Source organism: Tessaracoccus sp. SD287, from assembly GCF_017355265.1.
In the GTDB taxonomy this organism is placed as follows: Bacteria; Actinomycetota; Actinomycetes; order Propionibacteriales; family Propionibacteriaceae; genus Aestuariimicrobium.
In genome coordinates, this window is sequence record NZ_JADIJQ010000005.1 from 34,776 (window position 1) to 49,616 (window position 14,841).

General features: G+C 67.4%; 13 protein-coding genes and 2 tRNA genes. 4 read left to right on the top strand and 11 right to left on the bottom strand.

Going from position 1 to position 14,841, the window contains the following annotated elements:
* Nucleotides 1-5: 5 nt before the first annotated feature.
* A complete protein-coding gene (locus IPV09_RS03215; protein WP_207473657.1) occupies nucleotides 6-1,367 on the bottom strand; it encodes a PrsW family intramembrane metalloprotease in 1,362 nt (453 codons plus the stop codon).
* A gap of 65 nt (nucleotides 1,368-1,432) precedes the next feature.
* On the opposite strand from IPV09_RS03215, the gene IPV09_RS03220 reads away from it, so the two are divergent.
* The 3 genes from IPV09_RS03220 to IPV09_RS03230 all read left to right on the top strand — a co-directional run bounded on the left by IPV09_RS03220 (nucleotide 1,433) and on the right by IPV09_RS03230 (nucleotide 2,367).
* Nucleotides 1,433-1,505, top strand: a tRNA-Arg gene (locus IPV09_RS03220).
* A gap of 34 nt (nucleotides 1,506-1,539) precedes the next feature.
* On the top strand, nucleotides 1,540-2,205 hold the full coding sequence (gene orn / locus IPV09_RS03225) for an oligoribonuclease (RefSeq protein ID WP_370590201.1): 666 nt from the start codon (nucleotides 1,540-1,542) through the stop codon (nucleotides 2,203-2,205).
* Nucleotides 2,206-2,291: 86 nt separating this feature from the next.
* Nucleotides 2,292-2,367, top strand: a tRNA-His gene (locus IPV09_RS03230).
* Here the strand turns inward: IPV09_RS03230 and IPV09_RS03235 are convergent.
* The 8 genes from IPV09_RS03235 to IPV09_RS03270 form a co-directional block, all read right to left on the bottom strand.
* Nucleotides 2,360-4,039: a recombinase family protein gene (locus IPV09_RS03235; RefSeq protein ID WP_207473658.1), complete on the bottom strand. Its 1,680-nt coding sequence runs from the start codon at nucleotides 4,037-4,039 to the stop codon at nucleotides 2,360-2,362. The genes IPV09_RS03230 and IPV09_RS03235 overlap by 8 nt on opposite strands.
* Nucleotides 4,040-4,212: 173 nt before the next feature.
* Nucleotides 4,213-4,419 carry a hypothetical protein gene (locus tag IPV09_RS03240; RefSeq protein ID WP_207473659.1) on the bottom strand — a complete coding sequence of 69 codons (207 nt, stop codon included), beginning with the start codon at nucleotides 4,417-4,419 and terminating at the stop codon, nucleotides 4,213-4,215.
* A gap of 3 nt (nucleotides 4,420-4,422) precedes the next feature.
* Nucleotides 4,423-4,986: a DUF4913 domain-containing protein gene (locus IPV09_RS03245; RefSeq protein WP_242681175.1), complete on the bottom strand. Its 564-nt coding sequence runs from the start codon at nucleotides 4,984-4,986 to the stop codon at nucleotides 4,423-4,425.
* Between the two features lie 11 nt (nucleotides 4,987-4,997).
* Nucleotides 4,998-5,435 (bottom strand): single-stranded DNA-binding protein, encoded by a 438-nt coding sequence (locus tag IPV09_RS03250; RefSeq protein ID WP_207473661.1) that lies wholly within the window; start codon nucleotides 5,433-5,435, stop codon nucleotides 4,998-5,000.
* A gap of 82 nt (nucleotides 5,436-5,517) precedes the next feature.
* Complete coding sequence (locus tag IPV09_RS03255; RefSeq protein WP_242681176.1) at nucleotides 5,518-7,269, bottom strand: type IV secretory system conjugative DNA transfer family protein; 1,752 nt, start codon at nucleotides 7,267-7,269, stop codon at nucleotides 5,518-5,520.
* A gap of 20 nt (nucleotides 7,270-7,289) precedes the next feature.
* Nucleotides 7,290-7,841, bottom strand: coding sequence for a hypothetical protein (locus tag IPV09_RS03260; protein ID WP_207473664.1), 552 nt, complete (start codon nucleotides 7,839-7,841; stop codon nucleotides 7,290-7,292).
* On the bottom strand, nucleotides 7,838-9,322 hold the full coding sequence (locus IPV09_RS03265) for an ATP-binding protein (RefSeq protein WP_207473666.1): 1,485 nt from the start codon (nucleotides 9,320-9,322) through the stop codon (nucleotides 7,838-7,840). The genes IPV09_RS03260 and IPV09_RS03265 overlap by 4 nt, the downstream gene beginning before the upstream one ends.
* Nucleotides 9,319-10,149 (bottom strand): hypothetical protein, encoded by an 831-nt coding sequence (locus tag IPV09_RS03270; protein ID WP_207473667.1) that lies wholly within the window; start codon nucleotides 10,147-10,149, stop codon nucleotides 9,319-9,321. Before IPV09_RS03270 ends, IPV09_RS03265 begins: the two co-directional genes overlap by 4 nt.
* 135 nt (nucleotides 10,150-10,284) lie before the next feature.
* Between IPV09_RS03270 and IPV09_RS03275 the strand changes: the two genes are divergently transcribed.
* On the top strand, nucleotides 10,285-11,979 hold the full coding sequence (locus tag IPV09_RS03275; protein WP_207473668.1) for a hypothetical protein: 1,695 nt from the start codon (nucleotides 10,285-10,287) through the stop codon (nucleotides 11,977-11,979).
* A 3-nt stretch (nucleotides 11,980-11,982) separates the two neighbouring features.
* Here the strand turns inward: IPV09_RS03275 and IPV09_RS03280 are convergent, their stop codons facing one another.
* Both IPV09_RS03280 and IPV09_RS03285 read right to left on the bottom strand, forming a co-directional pair.
* Complete coding sequence (locus IPV09_RS03280; RefSeq protein ID WP_207473669.1) at nucleotides 11,983-13,452, bottom strand: SCO6880 family protein; 1,470 nt, start codon at nucleotides 13,450-13,452, stop codon at nucleotides 11,983-11,985.
* A 3-nt stretch (nucleotides 13,453-13,455) separates the two neighbouring features.
* Nucleotides 13,456-14,835: a conjugal transfer protein TrbL gene (locus IPV09_RS03285; RefSeq protein WP_207473670.1), complete on the bottom strand. Its 1,380-nt coding sequence runs from the start codon at nucleotides 14,833-14,835 to the stop codon at nucleotides 13,456-13,458.
* Nucleotides 14,836-14,841 lie beyond the last annotated feature (6 nt).

A 14,841-nucleotide genomic window follows, 5' to 3' on the forward strand; every position in this document is an offset into this window, starting at 1 on the left:
CTTCCTCAGCGGCCGCCGGGGGGCGCCCATTGGGGGTTGACGGGGCTGGCATTGACCGGCACCCGCGCCGGCAGGGCGCCGCGCAGACGGTTGGGCAGCTTCACCCTGGGCCAGACGATCTTCTCGCCGTGGGCATTCGAGGTGACGGCCACCGGGCGCAGCGCCTCGATCTCCTCCATCAGGTCACGGGCACGTTCGTAGCCGGCCTCGTCGATCAGGCCACGGGTCATGCTGTCGCGCAGGTAGGCCAGGTCGGTCATGTGCCTCATCACGGTGAGGGTGGCCGGCAGCCGACGCGGCTGGAACAGGGCGATGGTGATCATGGCGACCCGGCTGCGGGTGCGCGAGTACATGAACGGGTCCGACGGCTGCAGCCAGCCCATCCGGACGTAGTCGGTGAGCCGGGCGCGGATGCGTCGTCCCTCGGCGATGGCGTGGCCGATCAGGGTGATGATGATCATGGCGACCACGCCCAGGCCGATGAACCAGTACATCCGGATCTTGTCCTCGGGGATGATCGAGGCGATGCCGTTGAAGGCCATGTGGCCCAGCGCGGCGAAGGCGAAGCCGGCCAGCGGCGCGCAGATCCGGACGACCTTGGCGCGGTGGCGCAGCCCCACGACGATGCCGAAGGCCGCCAGGCTGGTGAACAGTGGGTGCCCGAACGAGGTGTAGACGCCGCGCAGCATGACCAGGTCGAGCACCGCGGCGTCCGGGTCGGCGATCTGCGGGGTCAGGGTGGCGAAGTTGTGGGCCCGGGAGTAGTAGACGATGTTCTCGACGAAGGCGAAACCGATGGCGTTGATGCCGGCCATGCTGACCATCTGCAGGCTGCTGACCAGCCGGTAGCGGGCCATGATCGCCAGGAAGAACAGGAAGGACACCTTGACGGCCTCCTCCACGAAGGGCGCCGAGAAGACGGCCGAGCGGGACCCGGTGCTGGGATCGGCGCCGGTGACCCCCAGCATTTCGCCCATCCACGTGTTGACGTAGATGCTGAACCAGGTCGACATCGCCCCGCCCCACAGGAAGGCCGTGATGTACATCCAGATGTTCTGCCGGCGGAAGCGGTCGAGCAGGATGAACAGGACCACGTAGACGGCAGCGGTGGGCCACGCGTACTTCGCGGCCAGGATGAACGACTGGTTCTGGATGCCGGGGATGACGCCACCCTCGACGACGACGTCGGGATGCATCATGGCGTACATGTCCCACAGCCCGATGAAGCTGATCAGCGCGAGCAGGATGGTCGACCAGATCCACGGGTTCCTGGCCAACCGCAGGGCGCGGGGCTTGCTGAGGTCCGGCTTGCGCGGAATGCCGTTGAGCACGCGCGCCCGACGCTCAAGTCTCGCAGTGGTGGCCATGGGCCCCAGCGTAGCGCCCGGCCGGATCGGACCGGGATATGCTTGCTGAGGCCCTTTCGGGCCGAGCCCCAGTAGCTCAGCGGATAGAGCGACAGCCTTCTAATCTGTAGTGCGCAGGTTCGAGTCCTGCCTGGGGCGCCCCGCGCCACCACTGCCCAAGGAGCCGACAACGGTGAGTGTTACCAGCGAGACCCTGGTCTGGGTCGACTGCGAGATGACCGGCCTCAACCTGGGTGCCGATGCCCTGATCGAGGTGGCCGCCCTGGTCACCGACTCGGAACTGAACGTGCTGGGTGAGGGCGTCGACCTGATCATCAAGCCGTCGGACCAGGCGTTGGAGCAGATGGGCGACTTCGTCCGAGAGATGCACACCACCTCGGGCCTGCTGGAGGACCTGCCGCACGGCATCAGCATGCGTGAGGCCGAAGAGATGGTGCTCAGCTACATCCGCGAGCACGTCCCGGCACCCCGCAAGGCGCCCCTGGCGGGCAACTCCATCGGCACCGACCGCGCCTTTTTGGCTCGGGACATGCCAGAGCTGGAGGGCTTCGTCCACTACCGCAACGTCGACGTCAGTTCCATCAAGGAGCTGAGCCGCCGCTGGTTCCCGAAGGCCTACTACAACTCCCCCGCGAAGTCCGGCAACCACCGTGCGCTGGCCGACATCCAGGAGTCCATCGAGGAACTGCGCTACTACCGCGAGGCCGTCTTCGTCCCAGCCCCCGGCCCGGCCACCCAGGACGCCCGGATCATCTCGCGCCGCCACCAGGGCTCGTTGACCGGTGCCGTCGCGAAGAACCTGGGGTCGGCGCCGATCGGTGAACAGGACGTCGAGTAGGGCGGGCGATGGACGCCGATTCGCACTTCCAGCAAATGATGGGTATGCTCTTTCGAGCCGGTTCAGCCGGTTGATGTGTGGTCATGGTGGGTATAGCTCAGCTGGTAGAGCACCTGGTTGTGGTCCAGGACGTCGCGGGTTCAAGTCCCGTTACTCACCCCAAACGGGTCAGGTGTGAACTTGCGACCAAGGGGCCACCCTTGGTCGCGGTTCCCACCTGGCCCATTTTCTTCGCCTCGGCGGCCCAGCTCAAGGCGTCGGCATGGAGGCCGGACAGGCTCAGCCCGTCGTACGGGTTGCGGTAGCCGACGCGCACGTCGTTGTCCTCGTCGATGTAGATCGCCTTGAACAGTGCTTGGTTGCACAGCCTGCGGTTCGCGTCGTCGGCGTGCTCGTAGAGGTCGGCTGCGTTGGACAGCAGTTTCAGCGAGTCGTCGAGGTTCGCCCGCGCGTCGGCGTAGTGGCCGTGGTGCGCGTTGATCCGGTGCTCGATGGTCTCCAACGACGCGGTGATCCGATCCTGCTCCCTCTTGAGCAGGTCGAGCGGGATGGCCCCGGCATAGTGGGCTTGGAGCAGCTTCTGCTGCTCGCCTTCGAGCTGGGTCCTCCGGGACGCGAGGTCGGCGAGCTCGGCGGCACCTTCGGCCATCATCTCGTCGAACCTGGCATGAATCATCGCCGAGACCGCCTCGATCGTTTCCGGGTCGATCTGCACCTTGTCGTAGAAGCGCTCGATGAGTCGTTCGACCTGCTCGATCAGCATCGCTTGCCGGGTGCAGTCGCCTCTGCCACCGTGGCGGCTGGCGCACACGAAGTACGGGTAGATAGTCCCCTGGCTGCTCTTCGCGTTGCACACCAGCAGCCGCGAGCCGCACTGCCCGCAGAACACCGTCCCCTTCAGGTAGTGCTCGTGCACCTGGGTCGCATCCGCGGCCGAGCGGTGCGTGCCGAGCACGGTCTGCACCTGATCCCATACCTCGTTGGGGACGATGGCCTCGTGCGCTCCGGCATAGGTCACGCCTTGGTAGCGGACGCTGCCCTTGTAGTACGGGTTCGTCAGCATCCGATGCACTGACGACTTCCCGATGGGCCGGGATGGTCGCCGCGGCGACGCCGCGGTCGTGAGCCCGCGCGCCACGAGTTCCTGGTGGAGTTGGCTGGTCGTCCAATCGCCGGATGCGAACACCTGGAACGCCCACCTGACCAGCCGCGCCCGCTCCTCGTCGATCTCGACGGTACGCACCTCCCGCCCGAACTCGTCGCGTACCCCGACGTTGAGGTATCCGATGGGTGCCTTCGTCACGGTGCCACCCTGCGCGGCCTTCTGCGACAGACCCTTGACGACCTCGGTGGCGAGGTTGCGGGAGTAGAACTCGGCAATCGAGGACATGATGCCGTGCAGCAGCATCCCGGACGGGGTCTCGTCGATGTTCTCCGTGGCCGAGACCAGCGTGACGCCGGCGTCCTTGAGCGCAAGGTGGATCGTCACGTCATCGGCACGGTTTCGGGCGAGCCGGTCGACCTTGTGGACGATGCAGTAGTTCGTCTTGTGCTTCGCGACGTACTGGATCATCCGCATCAGCTCGGGCCGGTCGGCCTTGCGCGCCGATTCGCCCGCGTCCACGAACTCCTCGATGATCGTTGCGCCGAGCTGGTCGGCCTTGCGCTGGTTCGCCTCGCGCTGCGCGGGGATCGAGAATCCCTCCGCCTGGCCGCCCTTCTCCGCCTGCTCCTTGGTGGAGACCCGCAGGTACGAGACGGCGAACGATCCGGGGAACGGGGTTGGCGCTACGAGGCTGTCTATCGCGGTGCGGTCCGCGTCGATGATCGTCATGGCTCTTCTCCACAGTCACTGGTCCTGCCGCCGCGGACTTGTGAGAGCGGATGTTGATCGTGAGAAGAGCCCGAAGGCTGTAGGACTAGGCCGGATCGGCCACGTTTACTTTGCCCCGCCGAGGCGAAGCGCTAGGACCACAACATCCGCCATCCGCGACGGATGCCTACATTCTACGACGACGTGCTCGCCGTGGCGCGAGGGCGCTTCGGTCGCGTCGCGCCTTCTGAACGGCACGAGCCCGATTGCTGGAGCGCCAGGCGGATCAGCAGCTCGCACAGCTTGTCCAGGTCGGGCGGCTCGTGGAACTCGGCGCGGATCGTCAGCTCGCGCTCGCTCTGCTGACGCTGCCCGGTCTTCCGTTCATAGCGGCGCGCCACGATTCACACCTCGCCGGTCTCCGGGTCGACGCCTGCGAAGAAGGCATCCTCTGCCTCTTGGCGTGCGTTCACCATGTCGATCACGAACCGAACGAAGTCCTCGTCGCGATCCGTGATCGGTGAGTCCTCGATGGGCTGGGCGGGGTCTTCGCCGGGCCAGCTCGTCTGGCGAGTCGGGCGGTCCCGGTCGAGGCGGGTGCCGCAGGCCGCCACCCAGTCGCGGAGGCGGGCGCGGGTATCGGCGAAGTCGCGGTGCCAGCCGAGCGGCGCGGAGCCGTTCTGCTCGGGGTCGTACGCGCACAGCCAGTGCAGGTGCAGCGCGGAAAGCTCCCAGAGGAGTTCGGGGTGACGGTGCCAGTAGGGCGGCACAACACTGGCCGGAAGACCGTAGGTGTGGCGAAGCCAGTCCACCCAGCGGTTCAGTTCGAGCAACTCTGCTTCGAGATCGTTGGCGGTCAGCAAGTTCCAGTTGACCGGGTGCGGCGGCTCGGGCACGTCGAATCGCGATGACGCCGGGCCGGCCTCGGGTGGCATGTCGTCGTGCTCGGGAAGGAACTGATCGGTCATGGCTGAGTCGCTCACATTCCGATGGCGGTCGCGGCGGATGTTGCGGCCTGCTGAGGGGCGGCGAACGCCGTGGCGTCTCGGCCAGAAGTGCGCTCGCTGCGATCCACTTCGTAGCGGGTGCGGGCGAGATCGTGTCCGATGCGCGTCGCGATGAACTCCTCACCTTCGTACCGCTGGCCGTTGCGCTCGTAGGAGTAGTCGCGCACACGCCCGTCGGCGATGATGTTGTCGCCCTTGGCGAGCCGCTCGGCTCCCTGCTCGGCGGCACCGCGATACGCGATGAGGTCGTGGAAGGTCGTCTCCAACTGCGTGAAGGAGTTGTCGGGCTCCTTGCGGTAGTGCTCGATGCCGACCTTCATGTACAGACGCGCGTCGCCGCGGTCGGTGTAGCTGAGCTGCGGGTCCGAGGCAACGAAACCGGAGATGGACTGGTGGGTGCGAATGGCCATGATGGCGTCCTCCTGAACTCGGGCGACCAGCCGTGTGTGGTCGCTGTGTCAGGCAGGTGCGCTTCGGCACCCAGGCGCAGCGTCAGGAGGCAGGTCGCCGTAAGAGTGCTTCGAGTTCGTCGCGGTCGCTGCGGAGCTGCGCGGAGTCGGCGCGGGTCGGCCAGGCGCGTAGGTCGGTGACGATGGGCGGCGCGGAGCGCAGCATCGTGATGCCGGCGCCGAATGGCAGGGTGCGGATGCGGTCTGGCGGCAGGATCGGGACGCGGCGGATCGAGCGCTGATTCGAGCGGGTGCCGTGGTCGCCGAGGGTCACGCTGTCGGTGTACTCGTCTCGCTCTCCGATGAGAGTGGAGAGGTCTTGGAGGTCGCGGCTGTTGGATGCGCCGCCGAGGATGATCTTGACGATGCTGGCGTCCCAGATCGCGCCGGCCTGGTGTTCGCTCCACCTGTCGCGGGCTTGGGCGAGGGACTGCAAGACCGGCATAGTCGTGATGCCGGTGCCGCCGCCTTCGGCCATGAGCGTCGGCAGTGACGGCAGAGGGGCCAGGTTTCCGATTTCGTCGAGTGCGAGCAACAGTGGCGGATCGAGCCGCGCTCCGGGTGAGCGGGCCGCAAGTCGGCGGGCGGTTTCGATGAGGTCTTCGACGAACGCCGCGACCAGTGACGCGGACGCTCCTGCACCGGCACCGGTGGCGAGCAGGTAGAGGGTGCCTTGCTCGGTGAGGAAGGTCTCGGGGTCGAAGTGTTCGTGCGGTCCTGGCGTGACGGCATCCAGTACACGCGGGTCCGCGAGGGCAGCGAGTGCGAGGGAGACGCCTTGCCAGATGCTGTCGCGGGTCTTGGGATCGGCGTCGATCATCGCGGCCAGGGAGTCGTCCCAGCCCATCGCGGCGTTCGGGTGCGAGTTGAGGATGGCGACGGCCTCCGACGCGGCGCTGGGGTCAAGAGTCCATCTGAACAACTCGGCCGGCTGGCGGCCGTCGAGCGCGGCAGCGTGCAGCAGGCTCTGAAGTGCGGTGCGGGTCTTGCCCTCCCAGAACCCGCCCGACTCGACCCCGCCAGCACTGAGTCCTGTGGCGGCGGCGAGGCCGTTAGCTCGGATCATCGCGGTCAACGGATCGTCACAGCCGCGAATGGGCGACCAGCACAGCCCGGCGGGGATGCCCTCAGCGAGGTGTTGCGGGTCGAACACCGCGACCGGCCCACACTTGCGGCGTCGAGCGCGGAGGGTCGCTGTGAGGTTGTCAGGCCTCGTGCTGGTCGTGACGACTGCGCCGGGTGCGTCGAGGATCGCGTTGATGACGACGTGCAGGCCCTTGCCTGAGCGGGGTGGGCCGATCAGCAGGATCGAGTCCTCTACCGATGCCCATACCTTCGTGCCGCGACTGGCTCCGAGCAGGTAGCCGACATCCTCCGGTGTCGGGGCTTCCAGCGACGGCCGCAGCGTCCCAGCACGGTGTAGCAGTGCCTTCGCTGACGCGGCCGTCTTCACTTCCTGGCTGGTGGCGATTCCGGCGAGGCGGTGAGGGTCGGTCTCGGTCTTCCTGGTGTGGTGGCGCAGCATGATCCAGACCCAGACGGCCGCGGCGGCAAGCCCGCCGAGCATGACGGCACTGACGAGCCAGTACAGGATCGGGTTGAGCCCGTCAGCGCTGAGCGCGGTCGCGGGGTCGGCGGGGTTGAACAGCACCCCGAGGCCCGCAGCCGGGCCGGCGTCCGGCTGCGGCAGGCCGGTGAGGAACGCGGTGACGCTGCCGGCCGCGCGCAGAACGAGCGCGATCCCGAACATGCCGATCAGCCCGATCAGGGCGGCGTTGGTGAGTTCGTCGCCCATGCCCCCTGCCTGTCGCTGGCTCATGTCAACCGCCGCACCGCGAACGTGCCCGAGATACGCCCGAGCAGAATCACTTCCTGCCCCGCAGCATCGGGGATGGTGTCGAGGTCGATGAGCGCGCGTGCCTCACCGGTTCCGGTGGCGTCGGTGTGGGAGACGATCGTCGCGACGGCGACATCCTCACCGGGAACGAACCCGTCGGCGGTGACCTCCATCAAACGCGGCACCCGGCGTGCGTGACGACTCCGCCGCGTCTCCGGCACCGGCTTCTCCAGCAACGCCACGGCGCGTCGGGGTGCGCGGGGACGGATGATGTCAGTGAAGACGCTCCCATCGCACTCCCGCACCTCCACCCGCACCGCGACGGTTCGGTCCTTGGTGATCGCATCCATGAGCGGCCCGAACGTCGTTCGCGTCCACGCGGTCTCACCGGGTGCCGGGAATGGTCTCCCATCCACGGTCGCGGTCAGTGTCCCGTCGACGGCGACGATGACGAGGACGTGCGGCAACTCAACCGGAGCCATACTCTCGTCGTCGTTCGGGTCAGATCGGCGCGGGCTGGTGAGGTTCATCGGTGGCCTCCCGCCGCGCGGCTGCTGGTGTCGAACAAGGCGAGCTCGGCAGGGTGCAGCTGATGCTGTGTGACGAAGCTCCTGGCCTTGATTCGCCACAGCCCTTGGCCGACGCCGAGGTTCGGCAAGAGCTGTTGCTCGGTGCCGGTCAGGCCAAGCGCGGTCGCGGTCGGGCCGAGCTGGTCGGATTCCTGGCGGTACACGATCCGGGTCTCGGCGTTCGCGAGCAGTGAGTTGGCCAGCGACCGCATCGCGGAGCCTTGGTCGCCCACGTTGTCGAGGTCGGTGAGCTTGTGGAAGATCAGCATGTTCGCGATCCCGTAATGCCGGGCCAGTCGCCAATGCGCGTCCATCCGCCGCAGCAACGCCGGGTGGGACATGAGTCGCCAGGCTTCGTCGTAGATCACCCACCGTTGCCCGCCGTTCGGGTCGAGCAGCGCGGACTCCATCCACGCCGACGAGCACGTCATCAACACCGAGATCAGCGTCGAGTTCTCCGTGACCCGGGACAGGTCGAGGGAGATCATCGGCAACGACGGATCGAACCTGACCGTGGACGGGCCGTCGAACAGCCCGGCCAGGTCACCGGCCACGAGACGGCGCAGCGCGTGACCGACCAGACGCCCGTCCTCGGCCAGCCTGCCGTCGGCATCCGCACTGGGTGCCAGGATGCGGTCGACGACCATCGGCAGGATCGGCACATCGTTCTCCCGCACCATCTGGGTCAGGGCGATGTCGATCGCGGTGTGCTCCAACGGCGACAACCCGCGTGCGAGCACGGTCTCGGCGAGCGCACCGATCAGGTCACGACGCCGGGCCGCGACCGTGTTGGTCCACTGCTCATCCGAGAGGCCCGCTGGCCGGTGGCCCTCGTCGAGCGGGTTTAGGCGGGTGTTGAGGCTGTGGCCGAGCACGATCGCGCGTCCGCCGACGGCGTTGGCGACCGCGGTGTGCTCGCCCTTCGGGTCGCCGGGAACGTATACGCGCCGCCCGAACGGCAACGACCGCGTATAGAGCGATTTGGCGAGGCTCGACTTCCCGGAGCCGACGATCCCGGCCAGCACCACATTCGGTGCGGTGATGATCCCGCGTGCGTACAGCACCCACGGGTCGTAGACGAAGCTCCCACCCGAGTACAGGTCCTGCCCCACGAACACTCCATCGGCGCCGAGGCCGCCCTCGGCGACGAACGGATACGCGCCCGCCAGCGTCGCCGAGGTGTCCTGATGCCTGGTCAGATGGAACCGGCCTGGCGTCCGCAACCGCGCGGCACCTGGCTCGCCGGCCTTCGGGAGGTAGATCGTGGCGCGCCGCTCGGCCCGCTCCTGCTCGGCCTTGAGCTTGGCGGACGCGAGTGTGGCCTTGCGCTGCTCGGCATGCAAGCGGGCTTCTGCGCGGTGGCGCTGCTTGCGGAGCTTCCGGCGTTCCTTCGACGGTGCCACCAGAACAGCGGTGTGCAGCCGTTCCCGATCCTGGGTCACAGCCCCAGCCCCCGCGCCTGCTTCACCGCGGCGATCTTCGCGGGCTCGAACCATGACCCATCCCGCTTCGAGGACGAAAGGTCGGTCCGCTTCGGAGCACTCGGCGATGAGTGCGACACCCGCAGCTCCGGGCCGTTCCGCGTCGGGGACGGCCCGGTCTGTGCCGCTTCCTGAGCCTCGGTGTCGGGTTCGGTGTAGCGGCGCAGCAGCGAGACGTACCCGACGTGTGGGTTGACGACCAGCGCGTAGTCGCCGGCGATCGCCACCTGGTCGTTGGTTCCCTGGCCGGGCTCGTCGTAGACGTACCCGTTCTCCAGCGCAGCCTGCGTGGTCTCGTCCCCGTAGTCCCACTTCGCGAGGTAGTCCACCGCATCGACATGCCCCAGCTCACCGAGGATGCGCAACGGCCTGTCGGCCTCATCGCCCTGAAGGAACACCACGTTGACCCACCTGGACGGCGCGGCCTCCTCGACGGCGGGGTCGGGGTGCCAGGCGATCCGGCCGGCCGCTATGAAGCCCTCCGCGAGCCGGTCGTAGGCCCGGTCCACGAGGTTCGCCGACTGGCGCAACTCCTCCGCAGTAGCCAGCGCGTCCCGCACCCCGGCCTCGTGGCTTCCGTCGTCGTTGAACGCGTGCGCAACCTTGCGCTCGTGAACATCCGCGATCTGATCGAGCACCTGCCGCAGCGACCGCATCCCCGACGAGAGGTCGCCGATCACCCCATACATCTGCGCGGGCTGATCGAAGCCCCGGCTCGCGTGAGCCAACCCCCGCAGCGCCTCGGACGCCTCAGCAGCGTCGGCAGTCGAATCGAAGAACGTGGGCATGGTCGGCCTCCTCGGGAGTCGTGTGATGAGGAGGTGCACTGTGAAGCACCCCGGCGCTGTCGGAGTCGGCTGACATACTTGACGGAGGCGTCGGAGGGAGGCACAAGGCAGTCACCGGCGAGAAGGAGAGCCCACATGGACGACGCGCGCGACGAGTCCGGTAGCGACGAGGCCGTTGACGGGCAGGCCAAGGAAGATGGTCAGATCAGGTCTGACGCGCATGAACTCGCGACATCCACGACCCTCGTCGAAGTGACACCAGGTGTCGCAGTCGTATTCGGCGAAGTCCCCGACGGTCTTGAACTCATCAGCCTCGACATGGTGCCCTCCTTTGACCGCGCCCAGCTCTCCACCGCTCTTGGCTCCCTCGGCAACGCAGGCACCATCGTCGGAAACGTTGCGGAAGCTGTGTCGAGCGCGCAAGGCCTCTTCCGCGTCAACGATGCGACGCTGTCTCTGTTGAAGAGCGGCGGCCAGATGGCAGCAAAGGACGGCGCCAAGCTCGGGGCGATCTTCAAGAACGGTGAAATGGTCGCGCAGGCACGCTTCATCCCCGCTTCGATGACGGCCGCCACGGCGATCGCAGCCATCGGCCCGGCTGTCGCCATGATCGCGCTCCAGATGCAGCTCGGTGAGATTTCGGGCCTCGTCCGCTCCAACATTCAGCTCACGACGCAGACGCTCAAGGTCATCCGGAACGAGCAATGGGCAGAGCTTGAAGGGCTGGCGGAGTCCGTGGATGAGGCGGTGAAGGAGACCCGCGAACTCGACGCCATCACAGACTCTGTCTGGGAGCCCATCGCTCCCAGCGGCCCCAACATCCGCAAGCAACTGAAGCTGTACCGCAAGAACGTGGCTGGCCACGTTCTGGAACTCGGGAAGGTGGAGGGTCGCGCTCGCCGTCAGTACCTCGAATCCAACGCCGAAGCAATCGTCTTCGATACCTACGCGCTGCTCAGCTCGCTGAAGACCCACGCGGAGTACCAGGCGGTCCGGGCTGCCCTCGCCAGAACACGAAGCACCAACGACGAGAGCGAAGCGCAGCTCTTCGACCGGATCGCCCGGAACACGCCCGCCGAGATCAACGAGTCGCTCTCCGAAATCCGCTCGTTGACCGAGTCACTCGTGCGTGAATTGCGGATCATCGCCGAGCTCCCCGGTCGCGCTACCGTGCCTCTCACGAAGAAGCGGAAGGATGCAAAGGCGTCTCAGCTCACTTGCAGGCAGCTCCTCGAAGCCATCGAGCCCTTGGCCGACATGCTCCAGCCAGCAGTCGAGATGCCAGCAGTGCCGGCCACAGTGTGCGCACCCGAAGGGCTCGATCTTGATCCCTATCTGCATGTGCTTCGGTGGTTCCTGGAGGACGGTGAACAACTCCGCAGCATTGCGTTCCCGTACGAGACCGGCGCACACAACCTCACAGGAGTGGTGCCAGCGCTCCTGGCCAAGCGTGTCGATACCGCCTGGGACGCGCTCGCCCCCGGAAGGGCCGGCGCGATGGCCGAGATACTCACGTCCAGCACCTTCGTCGCAGTGACAGACCGCCGAATCGTCACCGCGACACCGAAGGCGCTTCTACGTCGTGGCGAGCTCGGCACCACCTACCCACTCGATGAGGTGAAGTACGTGCGTCCGAGAACGAATCACGGAGATCGAGTGCGGCCAACCATCGGCGTCACCACAGAACGAAGTGATGTCCAGTGGATGTTCCCTGCTGACGCCGACCACGAGAGCATCGATGCCCTCGTGACTGTGATCGCAGATGGCGCTTCTGGTCGCACCGAAGCTCGGGCTGCCAGTGCCTCTGCTGCTGAGTTGCCGTCCGCGTAGCCTCTACACCTTGCGACAGAGCGGTAGCGCGGCGGCAGTGAACGCGGCTGCTTGCTGGCCGACGAGCAGCCGGGTCTCGCAGGAGGCTTGGATCGCGGCTTGCTCGATGGCGGCCACCGCTGCGTCGAGTTCCTCGACGGTGGGTGCGGACACAGCGATGAGGCCGGTGTAGCGCAGGATGCCGTGACCGGCTGTGAGGTCGGCTTCTTGTTGGAGTACGTCGTGGTACTCGGCGGTCTGGGAGGCGTCCTCGATCTGGCCGATCTTCGCGCGCTGGGCTTGGTCGGAGATGTGCTCGACCTTCTTCTTGCGGATGTCGCGGGCGGCCTGGTCGGAGCGCATCGGGGTGCAGATCAGCGAGAACGAGCGCTGGATGCCGGTGGACAGCAGGACCGGTGATAAGAACCCCGGATACACCAGCGACCGCGGCCATTCGCTGACCCAGAGCACCGCGTGGTGGGCGGAGTCGGTGCGCAGCCGGCTCCAGGTCTCGGTGACTGCGACTGGACCTGCCGTGGCGAGCGACTGGCCGAGCCTGCCGTGACGTTCCAGGGTGGCGGCGATGGCTGGGTCGTAAGCCGAGCGCAGCATGACCGCGATCTGCCCTGGGGCGAGCCATCCTGACGGTGACAGGTCGGCGGAGCGGAGCGCGGCGACGAGGGTGTTCATCTCTTGCCGCAGCACGGCGGCGGCACCGCGTATCCCGCCGCCGGCGGTTCTGATCTGCCGGGCGCTGGCACGCATGTCGAGCGACAGCGAGAGTGTGGTGGCGTGGCGCTCGCCGGCGGGACCGGCACGTTCGATCAACTCTGCGTAGGTGTCGGCTGCCCATGACCCGTCGGGGGTGCCGTGCGTGGCCCACCATTCGGCTAGGCCGGTGCCGGAGTCTGGGAGGGTGCGTTCGAGGACTTGCAGGGTTGCGATGCGCCCGGACCGGCAAACGGTGGCAAGGACTCGGCCCCAGGAGGTGACGCGGCGTTCCTGCTCACCGGGGTCGAGGAGCACGAACGCGGGATGCGTGACCTCGCACACCACGGTCAGGGTGGCGGCGTGCGGGTCATGGATCATCCCGGCGCTGGTGTCGGGGTCGGTGTACTCGCGCAGCCGTGCCATGTCTCCGGGCAGCGCGAGTGTGCCGACGGGGCGGGGTACGACGATCCTGCGCCGGTAGAGCAGTTGCCCGCCGGTGGTGCGCCATAGCCACCAGCAGGCGATCGGTAGCCATTCCACGATCGGTCTGCCCGCGATGGGTATCCAGGTCAGTGCGGCGGCGAGTACCCAGATCGGGGCGGTGTAGGCGAGCAGCATTCCGCCTCCGGCGTAGAACGCGCCGATGAGGGTGGCTCCGCCGATGGCGAGGGTGATGAGTTGGGTCAGCGAGAGGCCGAGGAGGACACCGCGTCGGGTGAGGCGGGAGAACTTCACCGGCACCAGCTCGCCCGCGGTCGGCCGGTCGTTGTTCGTGCTGCTCATCGTCTACTCCTTCGTCGGGCGTGGCGCGGGCGGCGGAGGCTGCTTCGGCGGCGGCGACGGATCGGCACTCGGCGGGCGCGGTGTGGGGGTCGACGGCGATGCCACCGCTGGCGACGCGGACGGTGGCGGCGGGGTCTGCGCGGCAGCGTCGGCGGCGTGCTCGCCTTGGGCTCCCAGCGCCGTCCCGGCCTTGGGTCCAGCCGTGGCGGCACCCTTGGCGACACTCGCCCCGATCACCACGCCCGCGGCCACGGGACCGGCCGCGGCTGCTCCACCTCCGCCCGCTGCGGCACCTCCACCGCCTGCCGCGCCTCCGCCGCTCGCAGCGGGTGTCGGTGCCGGGGTCTTCGGCGGTGGCGGCGCGCTGCTCCCGCTCCCGGAGCTTCCGCTCGCGTTGCCGCCGCCACTGCTGCCGTCGAGTACCTTCTTCGGGTCTGCGCCGCCTTGCGGCTTGGACGGGACTGGGATTGGGCGGTTGAGTGCGCTCTTGGCGTCCTGTTCGGAGCCGATTGCGTGGTACATGTCGAACCCGACGAACGCGATGAACTTGTAGGTGAGATAGGGAGCGAACGCGGCCATCGCCATCAGCACGATCCCCGCGATGGGATCGCTGACCGACGCCAGGTCCGCGTCGATGGGTGCGGAGACCTGGGTGATCGCGACCAGGAACATAACGACGAGGACGAGCTTGGAACAGATCAGGGCGACGACGAACATCGCCCACTTCCCGATCCATCCCCGGCTGGCGTCCCAGGATGCGCCGCTGAACGCGAGCGGAGCGAAGACGACCGCGACCAGCAGCAGCGCTTTCCTGACGAGAAGGGACAGCCACACGATGGCGGCGGCGGTGATCGCAAGGCCGGCCATGAAGATGGTGATGATCGCTCCGACACCGGGGGCGGCGATATTGATCCCGACCAGCCCGGCGGCGAGGAGGGCGATCTTGTCGCCCATCGACTCGGTGGTCTCCCCGGCGGCCTGCACGATCCCGATGCACAGCTGATCGACGACTTCCAACAGCAGCGCCGTGAGCGTGATGACCACGAACGACCCGAGGACGGACTTCGCCAGCCCCAGGGCGGCGCGGGTGAGTGCGGTGGGGTCGCGGCGGATCAGGCCGGTGATGAGTTGGAGGCAGAAGAAGATCAGCATCACGAAGACCGCGATGCCGAACAGCAGGTTGTAGACGGCGACGTAGCCGGGCTTGGTGACATCCACCAGCGTGGTGGTGTCGAAGACCGACCAGACCGCCTCGAACAGCCACCCGGCGGCGGCACCCATCGCCTGGGCAAGCCAGTCGAACGGGGCCGCAACCAAGGAAGCGGCACCTTCGCCGACGGCATCGCACACCGACGAGATCACAGGAACGTCGCACACGCCCATCTCGAA

Coding starts and splice junctions, on each gene's coding strand:
- IPV09_RS03215 (WP_207473657.1), bottom strand. CDS start 1,367: ATGGCCACCACTGCGAGACTTGAGCGTCGGGCGCGCGTGCTCAACGGC.
- IPV09_RS03235 (WP_207473658.1), bottom strand. CDS start 4,039: ATGACGATCATCGACGCGGACCGCACCGCGATAGACAGCCTCGTAGCG.
- IPV09_RS03245 (WP_242681175.1), bottom strand. CDS start 4,986: ATGACCGATCAGTTCCTTCCCGAGCACGACGACATGCCACCCGAGGCC.
- IPV09_RS03250 (WP_207473661.1), bottom strand. CDS start 5,435: ATGGCCATTCGCACCCACCAGTCCATCTCCGGTTTCGTTGCCTCGGAC.
- IPV09_RS03255 (WP_242681176.1), bottom strand. CDS start 7,269: ATGGGCGACGAACTCACCAACGCCGCCCTGATCGGGCTGATCGGCATG.
- IPV09_RS03260 (WP_207473664.1), bottom strand. CDS start 7,841: ATGAACCTCACCAGCCCGCGCCGATCTGACCCGAACGACGACGAGAGT.
- IPV09_RS03270 (WP_207473667.1), bottom strand. CDS start 10,149: ATGCCCACGTTCTTCGATTCGACTGCCGACGCTGCTGAGGCGTCCGAG.
- IPV09_RS03275 (WP_207473668.1), top strand. CDS start 10,285: ATGGACGACGCGCGCGACGAGTCCGGTAGCGACGAGGCCGTTGACGGG.
- IPV09_RS03280 (WP_207473669.1), bottom strand. CDS start 13,452: ATGAGCAGCACGAACAACGACCGGCCGACCGCGGGCGAGCTGGTGCCG.
- IPV09_RS03285 (WP_207473670.1), bottom strand. CDS start 14,835: ATGGGCGTGTGCGACGTTCCTGTGATCTCGTCGGTGTGCGATGCCGTC.